The organism is Thiorhodococcus minor (genome assembly GCF_010820565.1).
GTDB lineage: Bacteria > Pseudomonadota > Gammaproteobacteria > Chromatiales > Chromatiaceae > Thiorhodococcus > Thiorhodococcus minor.
Genome location: NZ_JAAIJQ010000006.1, coordinates 40,107 through 54,585 on the forward strand (window position 1 = coordinate 40,107; position 14,479 = coordinate 54,585).

At 66.0% G+C, this 14,479-nt stretch carries 15 protein-coding genes; 9 read left to right on the forward strand and 6 right to left on the reverse strand.

Features of this window, described 5'->3' with window-relative positions:
- Window positions 1-164: 164 nt before the first annotated feature.
- Both G3446_RS03200 and G3446_RS03205 read right to left on the reverse strand, forming a co-directional pair.
- Window positions 165-977, reverse strand: coding sequence for an undecaprenyl-diphosphate phosphatase (locus G3446_RS03200; RefSeq protein ID WP_164450962.1), 813 nt, complete (start codon window positions 975-977; stop codon window positions 165-167).
- A 130-nt stretch (window positions 978-1,107) separates the two neighbouring features.
- Entirely contained in the window at window positions 1,108-1,890 is a 783-nt protein-coding gene (locus tag G3446_RS03205) for a 4'-phosphopantetheinyl transferase family protein (RefSeq protein ID WP_245232273.1), read from the reverse strand.
- Between the two features lie 38 nt (window positions 1,891-1,928).
- Between G3446_RS03205 and G3446_RS03210 the strand changes: the two genes are divergently transcribed.
- The 5 genes from G3446_RS03210 to G3446_RS03230 all read left to right on the forward strand — a co-directional run bounded on the left by G3446_RS03210 (window position 1,929) and on the right by G3446_RS03230 (window position 6,542).
- Entirely contained in the window at window positions 1,929-2,135 is a 207-nt protein-coding gene (locus tag G3446_RS03210; RefSeq protein ID WP_164450963.1) for a hypothetical protein, read from the forward strand.
- Between the two features lie 97 nt (window positions 2,136-2,232).
- Window positions 2,233-4,569 carry a Tex family protein gene (locus tag G3446_RS03215; protein WP_164450964.1) on the forward strand — a complete coding sequence of 779 codons (2,337 nt, stop codon included), beginning with the start codon at window positions 2,233-2,235 and terminating at the stop codon, window positions 4,567-4,569.
- Between the two features lie 20 nt (window positions 4,570-4,589).
- Window positions 4,590-4,925, forward strand: coding sequence for an SET domain-containing protein-lysine N-methyltransferase (locus G3446_RS03220; RefSeq protein ID WP_164450965.1), 336 nt, complete (start codon window positions 4,590-4,592; stop codon window positions 4,923-4,925).
- A 78-nt stretch (window positions 4,926-5,003) separates the two neighbouring features.
- Window positions 5,004-5,360 carry a hypothetical protein gene (locus tag G3446_RS03225; protein WP_164450966.1) on the forward strand — a complete coding sequence of 119 codons (357 nt, stop codon included), beginning with the start codon at window positions 5,004-5,006 and terminating at the stop codon, window positions 5,358-5,360.
- 141 nt (window positions 5,361-5,501) lie between these two features.
- Window positions 5,502-6,542 carry a succinylglutamate desuccinylase/aspartoacylase family protein gene (locus G3446_RS03230; RefSeq protein WP_164450967.1) on the forward strand — a complete coding sequence of 347 codons (1,041 nt, stop codon included), beginning with the start codon at window positions 5,502-5,504 and terminating at the stop codon, window positions 6,540-6,542.
- A gap of 219 nt (window positions 6,543-6,761) precedes the next feature.
- Here G3446_RS03230 and G3446_RS03235 read toward each other — a convergent pair whose 3' ends face one another.
- From G3446_RS03235 to G3446_RS03245, 3 genes are all read right to left on the reverse strand, one after another.
- Window positions 6,762-7,226, reverse strand: coding sequence for an EVE domain-containing protein (locus tag G3446_RS03235; RefSeq protein WP_164450968.1), 465 nt, complete (start codon window positions 7,224-7,226; stop codon window positions 6,762-6,764).
- Between the two features lie 116 nt (window positions 7,227-7,342).
- Window positions 7,343-8,335, reverse strand: coding sequence for a ribosome small subunit-dependent GTPase A (gene rsgA / locus G3446_RS03240; RefSeq protein ID WP_164450969.1), 993 nt, complete (start codon window positions 8,333-8,335; stop codon window positions 7,343-7,345).
- Between the two features lie 4 nt (window positions 8,336-8,339).
- A complete protein-coding gene (locus tag G3446_RS03245) occupies window positions 8,340-8,630 on the reverse strand; it encodes a c-type cytochrome (RefSeq protein ID WP_164450970.1) in 291 nt (96 codons plus the stop codon).
- Window positions 8,631-8,759: 129 nt separating this feature from the next.
- Between G3446_RS03245 and orn the strand changes: the two genes are divergently transcribed.
- Both orn and G3446_RS03255 read left to right on the forward strand, forming a co-directional pair.
- Window positions 8,760-9,308 carry an oligoribonuclease gene (orn, locus tag G3446_RS03250; protein WP_164450971.1) on the forward strand — a complete coding sequence of 183 codons (549 nt, stop codon included), beginning with the start codon at window positions 8,760-8,762 and terminating at the stop codon, window positions 9,306-9,308.
- Between the two features lie 432 nt (window positions 9,309-9,740).
- Window positions 9,741-11,126 carry a KamA family radical SAM protein gene (locus tag G3446_RS03255; RefSeq protein WP_164450972.1) on the forward strand — a complete coding sequence of 462 codons (1,386 nt, stop codon included), beginning with the start codon at window positions 9,741-9,743 and terminating at the stop codon, window positions 11,124-11,126.
- A 73-nt stretch (window positions 11,127-11,199) separates the two neighbouring features.
- Here the strand turns inward: G3446_RS03255 and queG are convergent, their stop codons facing one another.
- The gene (gene queG, locus G3446_RS03260; protein WP_164450973.1) at window positions 11,200-12,288 is read right to left on the reverse strand and encodes a tRNA epoxyqueuosine(34) reductase QueG; all 1,089 of its coding nucleotides are present in this window, start codon (window positions 12,286-12,288) and stop codon (window positions 11,200-11,202) included.
- 87 nt (window positions 12,289-12,375) lie between these two features.
- On the opposite strand from queG, the gene G3446_RS03265 reads away from it, so the two are divergent.
- Both G3446_RS03265 and tsaE read left to right on the forward strand, forming a co-directional pair.
- Window positions 12,376-13,875, forward strand: coding sequence for an NAD(P)H-hydrate dehydratase (locus G3446_RS03265; RefSeq protein WP_245232274.1), 1,500 nt, complete (start codon window positions 12,376-12,378; stop codon window positions 13,873-13,875).
- Window positions 13,875-14,351: a tRNA (adenosine(37)-N6)-threonylcarbamoyltransferase complex ATPase subunit type 1 TsaE gene (gene tsaE / locus G3446_RS03270; RefSeq protein ID WP_164450975.1), complete on the forward strand. Its 477-nt coding sequence runs from the start codon at window positions 13,875-13,877 to the stop codon at window positions 14,349-14,351. Before G3446_RS03265 ends, tsaE begins: the two co-directional genes overlap by 1 nt.
- Window positions 14,352-14,479 lie beyond the last annotated feature (128 nt).

A 14,479-nucleotide genomic window follows, 5' to 3' on the forward strand; every position in this document is an offset into this window, starting at 1 on the left:
GAATGTCGCCCCCCCTCCATCCAGGAACGGGAGTTTGAACCGCAAAGACGCAAGGGACGCCAAGTTAAGGTCGAGAATTGGGCGCTGCTCGCCCTTTCAGGGTTAGGCGAATCCCTGGAATCCTCGTACGAATCGCCCGTCCCATCGACGGCCCTATCTCGGGCTCACCACACTAGGAACAGGATCACCCCGCCGAGCAAGAACCGGTAAATCACGAAGGGCAGCATGCTGATGCGCTCGATGAACCTCAGGAAGAAGTGGATCGTGAGGTAGGCGACGGCAAAGGAGATGGCCGCGCCGAGCCCGAGCGCGAGCCAATCGGTCGGGTCTTGGGCCTCGAGCAGGTCCAGGGTCTCGAGTGCGCCGGCCATCAAGATGGTCGGAATCGCGAGCAGGAAGGAAAAGCGCGAGGCCGCGCGGCGCGTGAGGCCGAGCATGAGCCCCGCCGTGATGGTGATGCCCGAGCGCGAGGTGCCTGGAATGATGGCGATCGCCTGCATAAGCCCGACGACCAGGGCATCGCGCCAGTGCACCGAGTACTCGTCCCGGGCACGCTTCCCGCCCCAGTCAGCCCACCAGAGGAGTGCCCCGAAGCCGATCGTGGTGCCTGAAATCACGAAGGCGATGAGGGTGTCGTCCTGCCGCAGATACTCCAGCAGGGATTTCAGCGGTAGCCCGAGCAGGACCACCGGAAGGGTCGCTAGAAGCAGCATCCAGCCGAGTCGCGCGTCGGGATTCTCCAGACTTCGCGTGCGGGTCGAGCCGAGCACCGCCGCGACCATGCGGACGATCTCGGTGCGGAAATACAGCATGACGGCGAGCAGGGTGCCGAGGTGGACAGAGACGTCGAAGGCCAGGCTCTGCAGCTCGTAGCCGAAGAGCAGGGGCGTGAGCACCAGATGCCCGGAGCTGGAGATGGGCAGGAACTCGGTGATGCCTTGGACGAAGGCGAGCAGAAGGATCTGAATGGTTTCCACTGGACGACTCCTGGATGCGAGGGCCGGGAGTATACACGCTGGTCTTGGCGGACCGATCCTCCTCGCCGCCGCTCATACCGCGGACCTGCAAGGCTGCGGGCGGCCGTGGCGCCATGCCGCCGGGCCAGGCTCAGTCGAGATCGAACGCGCGCCACGCCGCCCGGTGAGGCAGCGTCGGAGAGGCGAGGGCCGCGACATAGCCGTCCTCGGGGATGCAGTTGCGCACCATCGGGCGCGGTGCCTCCGGGGCGCGCGGGCGGAAGAGTCCGCGTCCGTCGCACTTGGCGTCGGCCTCCAGCGCCGTCCAGGCCCGGTAGAAGCGATCCAGTTGCTCGGGCTCGGGGGTCCGGCGAAGCGCCTCGACCGTTTCGGGAGCCAGCATGCGCTCGGCGACGCCGAAGATATCGATGCGCGGACGGATCCATTCGCAGTCCACGCCCAGCTCGCGCTCCGGAGACAGGCCGAGACGCACCCCCACCAAGGCGAGGTCGCCCGTGGTGCTCAGGTTGAACGCCAGGCCGAGATCGCCGGCCTCGAGATAGGGCTTGCCGGCGGGGCCGTAGCAAAAGGCGATCCGCTCGGGCGCCGCGTCGACGTAGCCGGCGAGGATCCGGCGCAGACCGGCCTGGGCGCGGATGTAGCGCTCGCGATAGCCGGCGTGGCGCATGCGCTCGGCGCGGTCGCGCTGGCGGGCTCCAAGACAGGGCAGGCAGCGGCTCAGGTCGGCGCCTCGGCGGTCGGCTCGAATGCGCCACAGATGGAGCTCTTCCGGGGCGAGCGGCGGATGGCTCGCGGCCCTCGTCCAGTGAAGGCTCTCTTCCCGCTTCTCCTCTTCTTGAAGCCCGTCTGCCTGAAGCGCCGTCGTCGACTTGTCCGCTGCCATCTCCGCCGTCATTTTGACCCCAATCGTCATCTTCCTATAATCTCGCCCCACACACTTGGAGGCCTGTCGTGCAGTCCCCGAAAGATTCCCCTATCGAGGCATGCGTCGAGCGACTCTGCAGCAAAGGCTGCCGTCAGGTTCGGCTGGATATCGCGACGCTCGAGGCCGGCGGGGACCTGCCCGAAACGCGCGATCTATCCGCAGCCCAGAGGGCCGCTCTCCTCGAAGAGCTCAAGCAGATCATGGCCGTCTATGGCGACAGCTGCCGTGTCTGACGACGCGCCAGCTTAATGGATGCGCCCCCGGCGCCCAAGTGCCTGAACCTTCCCTGGATTACGCTCACTTCCCGCATCGCATCGATTCCGAAACCCTATGACCAAGATCATCGAGACCATCGCCCAAGAGCTATCGGCCCGTCCGGCCCAAGTCGAGGCGGCCGTTCGGCTGCTGGACGAGGGGGCGACCGTGCCCTTCATCGCGCGCTACCGCAAGGAGGTGACGGGTGGTCTCGACGATATTCAGCTGAGGCACCTTGAAGAGCGGCTGGGCTACCTGCGTGAGCTCGATGAGCGCCGAGTGGCCGTGCTCAAGAGCATCGAGGAGCAGGGCAAGCTGACCGATGAGCTGCAGGCCGAGATCGAGGCGGCCGAGACCAAGCAGCGGCTGGAGGACCTCTATCTTCCCTACAAGCCCAAGCGTCGCACTAAGGCGCAGATCGCGCGCGAGGCGGGGCTCGAGCCCTTGGCCGATGCCATCCTGTCGGATCCGAGCCAGAGCCCGGAAACACTGGCTGAAGGCTATGTCGACGCGGCCAAGGGCGTGGCCGACGGGGCCGCGGCCTTGGAAGGCGCGCGCCAGATCCTCATGGAGCGTTTCGCCGAGGATCCCGAGCTGACGGGCAGGCTGCGGGATCACCTCTGGGAGAACGGCATTCTGGTCTCGCGCGTGGTCGAGGGTCAGGAGCAGGAAGGCAACAAGTTCTCGGACTATTTCGATTACCGTGAGGCGGTCGCCAAGATCCCCTCGCACCGCGCCTTGGCGCTCTTTCGGGGACGTAACCAGGGTGTCCTCACGCTGGAGCTGCTGGCGGGCGAGGGGGATGATCCCGACGCTGTTTGCCGCGGCCTGGTCGCCAGCCGTTTCGAGGTCCGTCCGCAAGGCCGCCCCGGCGACGATTGGCTGATGGAGACGGTACGCAAGGCCTGGCGCGTCAAGCTGATGACGCGTCTGGACCTGGAGCTGAAGCACCGCCTGATGGAGGCTGCGGAGGAAGAGGCGATCCGCGTCTTCGGACTCAACCTCAAGGCGCTCCTGCTGGCCGCCCCGGCCGGGCGTCTGCCGACCATGGGGCTGGATCCCGGCCTGCGCACGGGCGTCAAGGTGGCCGTGGTCGACAGCACCGGCAAGGTAGCGGCGACCGACACCATCTATCCCCATGCGCCCAAGAAGCAATGGGACGCCTCCATCGTACGGTTGGCCGACTTGGCGAAGGCGCATGACGTCAAGCTCGTCAGCATCGGCAATGGCACCGCCTCGCGGGAGACCGATCGCCTGGCCCGCGACCTCATCACAGGCCACCCGGAGCTCGGCCTGAAGTCCCTGGTCGTGAGCGAGGCGGGCGCCTCCGTCTATTCGGCCTCGGAAGTCGCCTCGAAGGAGCTGCCCGCAATGGATGTGTCGCTGCGCGGCGCAGTCTCGATCGCGCGGCGTCTTCAGGACCCGCTCGCCGAGCTGGTCAAGATCGAGCCCAAGGCGATCGGGGTCGGGCAGTACCAGCACGACGTCAATCAGACGCGGTTGGCGCGCACGCTGGACGCCGTGGTCGAGGACTGCGTGAACGCCGTCGGTGTCGACCTGAACACCGCCTCGGTGCCCCTGTTGGCGCAGGTCTCCGGGCTCAATCGGGGGCTGGCGGAGAACATCGTGCAATTCCGCGAGGCCAATGGCGCCTTTCAGAATCGCAAGTCACTCATGGCCGTACCACGCTTTGGTGACAAGGCCTTCCAGCAGAGCGCCGGCTTTCTGCGCATTTCTGACGGAGACGAGCCGCTCGATGCATCCGCCGTCCATCCCGAGGCCTACCCCGTGGTGCGTCGCATCGTCGAAAAGACGGGCAAGACCATCGCCGATCTGATCGGCGAGGGGACCATCTTGCACCGTCTCGATCCCAAGGACTTCACGGACGACCGGTTCGGCCTGCCGACCGTAAAGGACATCCTGGCGGAGCTGGAAAAGCCTGGCCGCGACCCGCGTCCGGAATTCAAGACGGCGCAGTTCAAGGAGGGTGTCGAGACGCTCAAGGACCTGGAGCCCGGAATGGTGCTCGAGGGAACAGTGACCAATGTCACCAACTTCGGGGCCTTCGTAGATATTGGTGTCCATCAGGACGGTCTGGTGCATATCTCGGCCTTGGCCGACCGCTTCATCAAGGACACGCACGAAGTCGTCAAGTCCGGCGATTTGGTCAAGGTGAAGGTGATGGAGGTCGATCTCGACCGCAAGCGGATCGCGCTGAGCATGCGCCTCGGCGAGGCGAGCCAGGGCGGCAATGGCCGGGGCCGTGCGGCGCGCGGCGGCGGACGCGACGCCGCGCCCGCCCAGCGCAAGCCGCGGACGCAAGGCGGCCAGAAGGGACCCGCTGCGCCCCCGCCCTCGGGCATCATGGGTGGCGCCCTGGCGGATGCCTTCGCCAAGGCGAAAAAGGGCTAGGCCGGATCGGGTCGGCGGGCGTGGGCGCTCGCAGATGGACGTCGACGCTGCAGTCCCGGGTCTATGCCGCCCGCTCTCGGATCCACGGATTCGGCTGCTTCGCGCGCATCGGTTTCGAGTCCGGCGATTTCATCGGCAGCTATGCGGGGCCGACGGTCGAGGAGGATGGCCGCTATGTCCTCTGGGTCTATGATGCCGAAGCGGATCGCGTGACCGCCCGGCTGGGCACCAACCTCTTGCGGTGGGTGAATCACAGCGATGAGCCGAATGCGGAGTTCGACGGTTTCGACCTCTATGCCAAGGCGGCCATTGCCGCGGGCGATGAGATCACCTGCGACTATGGGGCCGCGCTCTGAGTCGCTGAGACAGCCGCGCGTCCCTTGGTGATTGCCGATCGTCCCCATTTAGCTGTAGGAACGACTCAGGAGCCCACCATGCAAGATCGTCCCGTCATCAAGACCGCGATTCCTCGCCACCGCTACCAGCTGGGCGGCCATATGGCCGCGCTGCTCGGTGATATCGAAAGCGACGATGGCCGCGCGTACCGCTACATCCTGGCCTTCGTGCCCGCTGGGCAGAGCGAGCCCGTGCTCTATGTGTGCTCCGAAACAGCGCCTCCCGCCGAGCGCGCCGATGGTGCTTATCGGCTTCGGGTGGTTGGCGAGCTGATGTCGGAAGTCGCGGATACCGACGACCGCTGGGGCGATCTGGAGACCTTTGCGGAGCAGGCGCTCAAGACTGGTGCGCAGATGCTGGGGCTGTCCTCGGCGCAGATCGTCAAGCTGATGTGATGCGGCACCTGGGCTGCCGTCTTGCTGGTCGTCTCGACGCGTTCCTGGCGTCAGGCCAGCATCGGCGCTCACCGTGGTGCCGGGGGCTGTCTCGATGTCAGCCAGGCCATGGAGCAGGATCGGCTGCGACGGACGCTCCGGATGCGTGATCCCTTCAGCATTCAGGATCAGCAAATCCAGCCAGGTGAGCGCGCACTCATCGATTTGACGCTCCCCAAGCTGAGCTCCCACACCTTCCTCTCGATGCCCGTGCATGTGGTCCACGGCAAGAAGGAAGGGCCTTGTCTCTTCGTCGCGGCGGCCATTCATGGGGACGAGCTGAATGGTGTCGAGATCGTTCGGCGCTTGCTCGAGGCCAGGGCGCTGCGCCGCCTCTCGGGCACCCTGATCGCCGTCCCCGTTGTCAATGTCTATGGACTCATCCATCAGTCGAGATATCTGCCGGACCGGCGGGATTTGAATCGCAGCTTCCCGGGCTCGGCCGCGGGATCGCTCGCCGCGCGCGTCGCCCACGTCTTCATGGAGGAGATCGTGCGGCGCGCGACCCATGGGATCGACCTGCACACCGGGGCGATCCATCGGACCAATCTGCCGCAGATCCGCGCCAATCTGGACGACCCCGAGACCGAGCGGCTGGCGCGGGCCTTCGGCGTGCCCGTGCTCCTCAGCTCGACCCTGCGTGACGGGTCGCTGCGCGAAGCGGCCACCGGGCTCGGGATTCGCACGCTGCTCTATGAGGCCGGAGAGGGGCTGAGGTTCGACGAGTTTTGCATCCGCGCTGGACTGCAAGGCATCTTGAACGTCATGCGCTCGCTCGGGATGCTCCCCGCGGTGAAGCGCCAGTCGCGCGTCGCCGCGCCTTTCGTCGCGCGCTCCAGCACCTGGACGCGCGCGCCTGAGAGTGGCCTGCTGCGGACCCTGGTGCCCCTGGGGGCAAGGGTCCAGCGCGGCGAGACGCTCGGCTTCATCAGCGACCCATCGACAGGCGCCGAGCACGCGGTCAAGGCCCATACGCGCGGCGTGGTCATCGGGCGTATCCAGATCCCTTCCGTCCACGAGGGGGATGGGCTCTATCACATCGCGCGCTTCAGTGACGACCACGATGAGGTGGTGGGCGAGGTCGAGGCCTTTCAGCAGACCTGTCTCGACGATTCCGCCGCGCTGGATCCGCCGATCGTTTGACTTAGAGCGAGCCGCCAGCTCCCGGCTTCCAGCGGCCTGCCTTTCGCCCGAGATGGGGCGTTCGAGCCACTAAGGCGCAACGGACGCGAAGCAAGGCGAGGGGTTGGCCGAGATGCACCTTCCGCCCTCTGGGTGAGTGAATCGACTTCGCGATGCACTGAGGCTGAAGAGAGCGGTCGGCTAGCTGGTAGCTGGTAGCTGGTAGCTGGTAGCTGGTAGCTATTCCAAGCTCAGGATGAAATCCCATTGCTCCTGGCTGACCGGCATGATGGACAGGCGGTTCCCCTTACGGACCAGGGGCATGTCCTTGAGCCGGTCGGCGCCGTGCTCCTTGAGCTCGGCGAGCGAGATGGTCCGCGCGAGGTGGCGCACGTAGCGGACGTCGACGAGGTACCAGCGCGGGTTCTCAGCGGCGCTCTTGGGGTCGTAGTACTTGGCCTCGGGGTCGAAGGCCGTCGGGTCGGGGCGGGGCTCGCTGGCGATCTCGGCGACGCCGACGATGCCGGGAAGCGCGCAGTTCGAGTGATAGAAGAGGACACCATCGCCCGGGCGCATCTCATCGCGCATCATGTTGCGCGCCTGGTAGTTGCGCACGCCGTCCCAGGGCTCGGTTTGGTCGGGTCTTTCCGCCAGGTGGTCGATGCCGAAGACGTCCGGCTCGGATTTCATCAGCCAATAGGCCACGGGGTCTCCTGCTCGCTGGTAATGGGTTGGTGATTCACAGAGGTTGGCGATCCGCTGAGGCATCCTGAGTCGGCTTGGCTGGCTCCTAGGGTGGGAGCCACCGCCCGGGCTCGCCCCTAGCCCAGCAAATGCTGGAAGTTGGCGAGCCGCTCGGCCGCGATCAGCCCCTCGTCGACCGCGCGGCGCACGGCACAATCGGGCTCGTGGTCGTGTCGGCAGTCGTTGAATCTGCATTTGCCGAGGTAGGGCCGCAGCTCGCGGAAGCCGCGCTCGAGCGCGTCACGGCTGATGTCGCCGAGCCGGAAGCTGCGGACGCCGGGCGAGTCGATCAGGGAGCCGCCCCCGCGCAATCGGTAGCAGGTTGCGGCGGATGTCGTATGGCGGCCGAGACCCGTGGCCTCCGACAAGCGACCGATCTGGACCTCCCGATCCGGCAGCAGCGCCTTGACCAGGGACGACTTGCCCACGCCGGATTGGCCGACCAGAACGCTCGTCTCGCCCGCCAGGGCCTCCGAGAGGGTGGCGACCGAGCCCGGCTCGCGCAGGCTGATCCAGTAGGTCGGGTAGCCGATCGTCGGATAATGCGCGAAACGCGCTTCGAAGGCCCCGCGCGCCTCGCCGCTCAGTAGGTCCATCTTGTTACCGACGAGTATGGCTTCGACCCCGATGATCTCGGCGGCGACCAGATACTGATCCACCAGATAGCCGCTCGGCTCCGGCTCGGGCGCGACGAGAACCACCAATCGGGTCAGATTCGCGGCCAAGGGCTTGGGACGGCCGCTGTAATCCGGGCGGCTGAGCTCGCTGGCGCGGGGGAGAATCGCCGTCACTACGCCCTGGCCATTGGCGGTGCGCTGCCAGACGACACGGTCGCCGCAGACTGGATGGCCGATATTCTGCCGGCACAGGCAATGCACCACGCGCCCCTCGGCGTTCTCGACCGCGAGATTGGCGCCATGGCGCACGACGACGCGGCCTTCCTCCGGCTCCACCTCCGCGTCTGTCTCTGCCAGTGCGCGCTCGGGGCGGGTAGCGAGGCGCTCCCGGCGGCGTTCCTGAATCGTCTTGATGCGCTCGATCTGACGCGCGGAGAGGCGACGTTTCGGCATGTGTCTAGGGCTGAAAGTGATAGAAGCGGCTGTCGAGATAGTCGGCCACGTCCTTGATCTCGTCGTCGAACCAGGTGAGCTGCAGGGACAGCTCGCAGCGCTGAACTTGACGGACGAGCCCGTCGTAGGAGGTCACCTTGCGGTCGTCGCGCGTGTAGACCTCGCTGCCGTGGCACTTGACGCAGTGCTCTTGATAGAGGGCTTCGGCGTCATCGCTGGCCGTGGCGGCAGTCACTGCGCTGCTCGAAACGCAGAGGGCGAGTAGGGCCATGCGGAAGGAGGGCTTTGCATTCATGGTCTTAGCTCCAAAGCTGTTGTCGTGGTCATTCTAGGCGAAGCTGATGTGCCCCGCATCTCGCCTGCCTGCGATAGACTCGGTGGGCATCACAGCCAGTCCGCGATAGGCCACAAGGAGCCGCAGAGCATGAGCAAGAGCGAGAGCAACCTGATCTGGATCGATCTCGAGATGACGGGATTGGATCCGTTCAGGGACCGAATCCTCGAGATTGCCACCGTCATTACGGATAGTCATCTTCAGCTGGTCGCCGAGGGTCCAGTCATTGCGATTCGTCAGGAAGAGGAAATCCTGGCCGGCATGGACGAATGGAACCGCGAGCATCATGGCTGCTCCGGGCTGATCGAGCGCGCGAGCAGCAGTCTCTACTCCGAGTCGGACGCCGAGGCCGCGACCCTCGAATTCGTCTCCAAGCACGTTCCGGACGGGGCCTCTCCCTTGTGTGGCAACAGCATCTGTCAGGATCGCCGTTTTCTAGCGCGCTGGATGCCGAAGCTGGAGGCCTATTGCCACTATCGCAATCTCGATGTCAGCACGTTGAAGATCTTGGCGCAGCGTTGGGCGCCCAAGGTCGCCGCGGGATTCAAGAAGGAATCCAAGCACCAGGCGTTGGACGACATTCGCGAGTCGATCGAGGAGCTGCGCTACTACCGCACCAACTTCGTTCGCGTTAGCTGAGCCCAGCCGCGCGCCAGGCCGCCCTGGGCAGGCCCGGCTCGGTCCCGCTTGGCCCGACTCGGGGCTCGCGGCGATCCTGAAGCCCAGTCAGTCCGCAGCGATCAGCCCCCAGGCGCCGCCAGGCGCTACATGCCGAGGGGGCGGGAGTCTCGCCCCGCCTAAACCATGTTGGCGACATGGTCAACTTGCACTTTTCCTCCTTCCAATTTAGACTCACGGACCTTTTTCCCGGCTGATCCATATCGCCACCCGGATCAGTCCGCGCTTGTCGCGCTGACGCCCAAGGCGGTGTCTATCTCTCCGGAGCCGACCTGAGGACAGGTCCTCCGATGCGGGTGCCTGACGCCCGACGTCCGATTCAGGGCCATTGGAAGCTTGGTCCGATTCCATTTCACCAACTGACAGCCGCGGACTGGCTGAGGGGAGGTTGCTATGTTGACTTTCAATAGCCTCGAAGGAGCTGCGGCTCGCGGCCAGGTCTTACACCCACGCCGATTCCAGGTCTTCACCGAGCGTCAGATCGACAGGATCGATCGGCTCAAGTCGTTGTCCGAGGAGCAGCGCTTCGCCATGCAGGTCGTGGCCAGCGTCATGCCGTTCCGGGTCAATCAATATGTCATCGACGAGCTGATCGACTGGCGCAAGGCGCCCGAGGATCCGATCTTTCAGCTGACCTTTCCGCAGCGGGGCATGCTGTGCGACGAGGATTTCGATCGCATGGCCGAGCTACACCGCCGCGGCGCGGATCGGAAAGAGATCCAGGCCCTCGCGCAGGAGATTCGCCAGCGTCTGAATCCGCATCCGGCTGGGCAGATCGCCTTGAACGTCCCGCTGGAGGATGGTCGGCGTCTGGACGGGCTCCAGCACAAGTACCGCGAGACCGTCCTCTTCTTCCCGACTCAGGGACAGACCTGCCACGCCTATTGCACCTTCTGCTTCCGCTGGGCCCAGTTCGTCGGCGACAAAGAGCTGAAGTTCGCGAGCAACGAGGCCGACGTCCTCCATCGCTATCTGCGTCGTCACACTCAGGTCACGGATCTGCTGCTCACCGGCGGCGATCCCATGATCATGAAAACGAAGAACATGCAGCCCTATCTGACGCCTCTGCTCGGGCCGGGCTTCGAGCATGTCAAGACCATTCGTATCGGCACCAAGTCACTGACTTTCTGGCCCTATCGTTTCGTCACCGACGACGATGCCGACGACATGCTGCGACTGCTCGAGCGCATGGTCGAGGGCGGGAAGCACGTCGCCATCATGGCGCACTACAACCACGCCCAGGAGCTGTCCACCGACATCGCGCGCGAGGCCATCCGTCGGCTGCGGGATGTCGGCGTAGAGATCCGCAGTCAAGGGCCGCTCCTGCGTCACATCAACGACGACGCTCAGACCTGGAGTGGCCTCTGGAGCACGCAGGTCTCCCTCGGCATCATCCCCTACTACATGTTCGTCGAGCGTGACACCGGCGCCCAGCACCACTTCGAGGTGCCCCTGGCGCGCGCCTGGGAGATCTATCGCGGTGCCATGCAGCGCGTCTCCGGGCTTGGGCGCACGGCCCGAGGTCCATCCATGTCCGCGGCGCCCGGCAAGGTCGAGATTCAGGGTGTCGCCGAGATCCACGGCGAAAAGGTCTTCGTGCTGAGGTTCATTCAGGGCCGCAACGCCGACTGGGTCCAGCGGCCCTTCTTTGCCAAGTACGATCCGGAAGCGACTTGGCTCGATCATCTGCAGCCCGCCTTCGGCGAAGATCGCTTCTTCTTCGAGGACGAGCTCGAGGCGATGCGCGAGCGCCGCGTTCTCACGCTCGACAATCGCTAGACTGCGCCCTAGCATCGCCACCATGCAGGCACCGCTCCGCGGTGCCTCTTGCTTTGCGGCGGCCACCGCTTCTTCAGGTGCCTGGGCCGAGCTGTCGTCGCAGCGCCCAATCGACATGCTCGTGCACCAGCGGGCTGGGGTGGGCGCGCTGTGATCTGAGCGCGGTCGAGGCTGTCTCGCTGTCCGGGGCGTTGCCTAGGGCGACGGCCAGGTTGCGCAGCCAGCGCGCGTGACCGAGGCGGCGGATGGCCGAGCCCTCGGTGCGCTGGAGGAAGGTCGCCTCGCTCCATGAGAAGAGGTCGATCAGCGTGGCGGTGTCGAGTCCCTGCCGAGCCTGAAAGTCGTCTTCTCCGGTCAGCCTCGCGAAACGGTTCCATGGACACACGAGCTGACAGTCGTCGCAGCCGTAGATGCGATTTCCGATCTGGGTCCTCAGCTCCTCGGGGATGCTGCCCTTGTGCTCGATGGTCAGATAGGAGATGCAGCGCCTGGCGTCGAGCCGGTAGGGCGCGACGATGGCTTGCGTGGGGCAGACATCCAAGCAGGCATGACAGCGGCCGCAATGGTCGGCGATGGGGCGGTCGATCGGCAGCGGCAAGTCGGTATAGATCTCGCCGAGAAAGAACCAGGATCCGGCGCGCGGATTGATGAGATTGGTGTGCTTGCCGATCCAGCCGAGCCCAGCCTTTTCGGCGAGGGGTTTTTCCATGACGGGGGCGGAATCGACGAAGACGCGGTAGCCGAAGGGGCCGATGTGCGACGCGATGCGCTCGGCCAGACGCTGGAGCCTTCGGCGCAGGACCTTGTGGTAATCGCGGCCGATGGCATAGCGCGAGACGAAGGCCTGTGCTGGGTCCGCCAGCGCGTCGCGGACCTCGGCGAGGTGCTCCGGCAGGTAGTCCATGCGGGCCGAGATGACCGTCAGGGTGCCTGGGATGAGTGCTTCCGGTCGCGAGCGTTTGGTGCCATGCCTCGCCATGTAGTCCATGGAGCCGTGCCACCCGTCATCCAGCCATTGCAGGAGCCGCGCCTCGGCGCGCTCCAGGCGCGTGTCCGCGATACCGAGCTGCTGAAAGCCGAGGGCTTCGCCCCAGGTCTTGATACGCTCGGCCAAGCGGTCGGGCGCATCGCCGGGCTGGACGCCTTCGTGTCGAGGATGCATCTTAGGTCACCTTTTGGCAATGTCTCGGCGGCTAAGCTCGAGCCTGCGCCCCTTCCACTGGGAGTGTCCACGCCCATGACGCGTGCAATGCCGGAGACTGACCGGCTACCACATGCGCTCTACCGCGCAGAGCAAGTCCGCAACCTAGATCGTACCGCGATCGAGGAGTGCGATATGCCCGGAATCGAGCTGATGAATCGTGCCGGGTCTGTCGCCTTCCGCGCGCTGCGCGACCGCTGGCCGGCCGCGCGCCGGCTGACCGTGCTGGCGGGCATTGGCAACAACGGCGGGGACGGCTACGTGATCGCGCGTCTCGCGCGCGCCGCCGGGCTTTCGGTCCGCGTGCTGCAGCTCGGCGATGCCGAGCGCCTGCGTGGCGATGCGGCCCTGAGCTGTCTGGCCTATCGCAATGCGGGCGGGGTCGTCGAATCCTATGCGGCGCTCCCGCGCAACACAGATGTCTATGTCGATGCCATCTTCGGCACCGGCCTCGAGCGTGCCGTCGAGGGGCAGTGGGCCGAGGCCGTCAAGGCGCTCAACCTTCAGCGCGCTCCGGTTCTGGCCGTCGATATGCCCTCTGGCCTGCATTCCGACACGGGCCGCGTGCTCGGCGCAGCCGTGAAGGCGGGCGCCACCGTCAGCTTCATCGGCCTCAAGCAGGGGCTCTTCCTTGGGGCCGGTCCCGAGCATCGCGGCGAGCTGTCCTTCAGTGCCCTGGAGATTCCTGCCACCGTCTACTCGCGCGAGATCCTCTCGCTGCGCCGGGTCGACTGGCCACAACAGGTCGAGCTGCTCGCGCCGAGGTCGCGGTTGGCCCACAAGGGCGACTGCGGTCACGTCCTCTTGATCGGCGGCGCCCCTGGGATGTCCGGCGCCGTGCGCCTGGCGGGTGAGGCCGCGCTGCGGGCGGGTGCCGGCCTGGTCACCATTGCGACTCACCCGCAGCATGCGTCTTGGCTGAATCTCACGCGACCGGAGCTGATGGTGGCGGGCGTCGATTGCGCCGAGGCGCTGGATCCCTTGATCGAGCGGGCCGACGTCGTCGCCGTGGGTCCCGGGCTCGGCCGGGACGCTTGGGGCCGCCAGCTATGGATGCGCGCGCAGGCGCTTGGGCTGCCGCTGATCGTCGATGCGGATGCGCTGACGCTCTTGGCCGAGCAGCCGCTGAATCGGGCGGATTGGATCCTGACGCCACATCCAGGCGAGGCCGCGCGCCTGCTGCAGGTTGGGGCGCAGGAGGTCGAGCAGGACCGGCTGCAGGCCCTGCGCCTGCTCCAAGAGCGTTATGGCGGTGTCACTGTTCTCAAGGGCTCGGGGACCTTGATCTGCGACGGCTCGCAGCGACCGCCCGCCGTTTGCAGCGATGGCAATCCGGGGATGGCGACCGCGGGATCCGGAGACGTGCTGACGGGAGTTGTCGCGGCCCTGCGCGCACAAGGGCTGGACGCAGACGCCGCGGCGACCGCTGGCGTCTGCCTGCATGCGGCGGCCGGCGACCAGGCGGCCCGGTGTGGCGAGCGGGGGCTCATCGCCAGCGACATCATCGCGGCCATGCGGCCCTTGGCGAATGGGATCGAGGCCGCCTGATGGAGGTCCAGCTCGATCGCCCCGAGGCCCAGGAGCGCTTTGGCGCGGCGCTCGCGCGCGCCGTCCAGCCGCCGTGCGTCATCTATCTCGTTGGTGATCTGGGGGCGGGCAAGACCACGCTCGCGCGCGGCATGCTGCGTGGCCTGGGTCACGTCGGAGCGGTCAGGAGTCCCACCTATACCCTGATCGAGCCCTACGCGCTCAGTCCCAGCATGGGCAGCCAGGTGTCGCTCTATCACCTGGATCTCTATCGGCTCGGCGATCCGGAGGAGCTGGACTACCTGGGGCTGCGCGATCTGATGCGTCAGGACGCCCTGTGGGTCGTGGAATGGCCGGAGCGCGGCGAGGGCTTTCTTCCCCAGCCGGATCTGCTGATCGAGATCAAGTACCAGGCCGGGGGGCGGGCGCTGTCTGTGACTGCGCTCACGGCTTGGGGGCGAGCGGCGCTGGCGCGCCTTGGGAATTCTCCCGATTGACAGGGGTGCGATTTTGGTAACGGCGTCTCATGCGCGCGACAAGTCGGTGAATGCAGTCGAAAAACCTAGGCTAAGGCTCCGGAGTCGCTTTGGATTCTGCGCGGGCGAGGTGCTATCTTAAAAGCGAC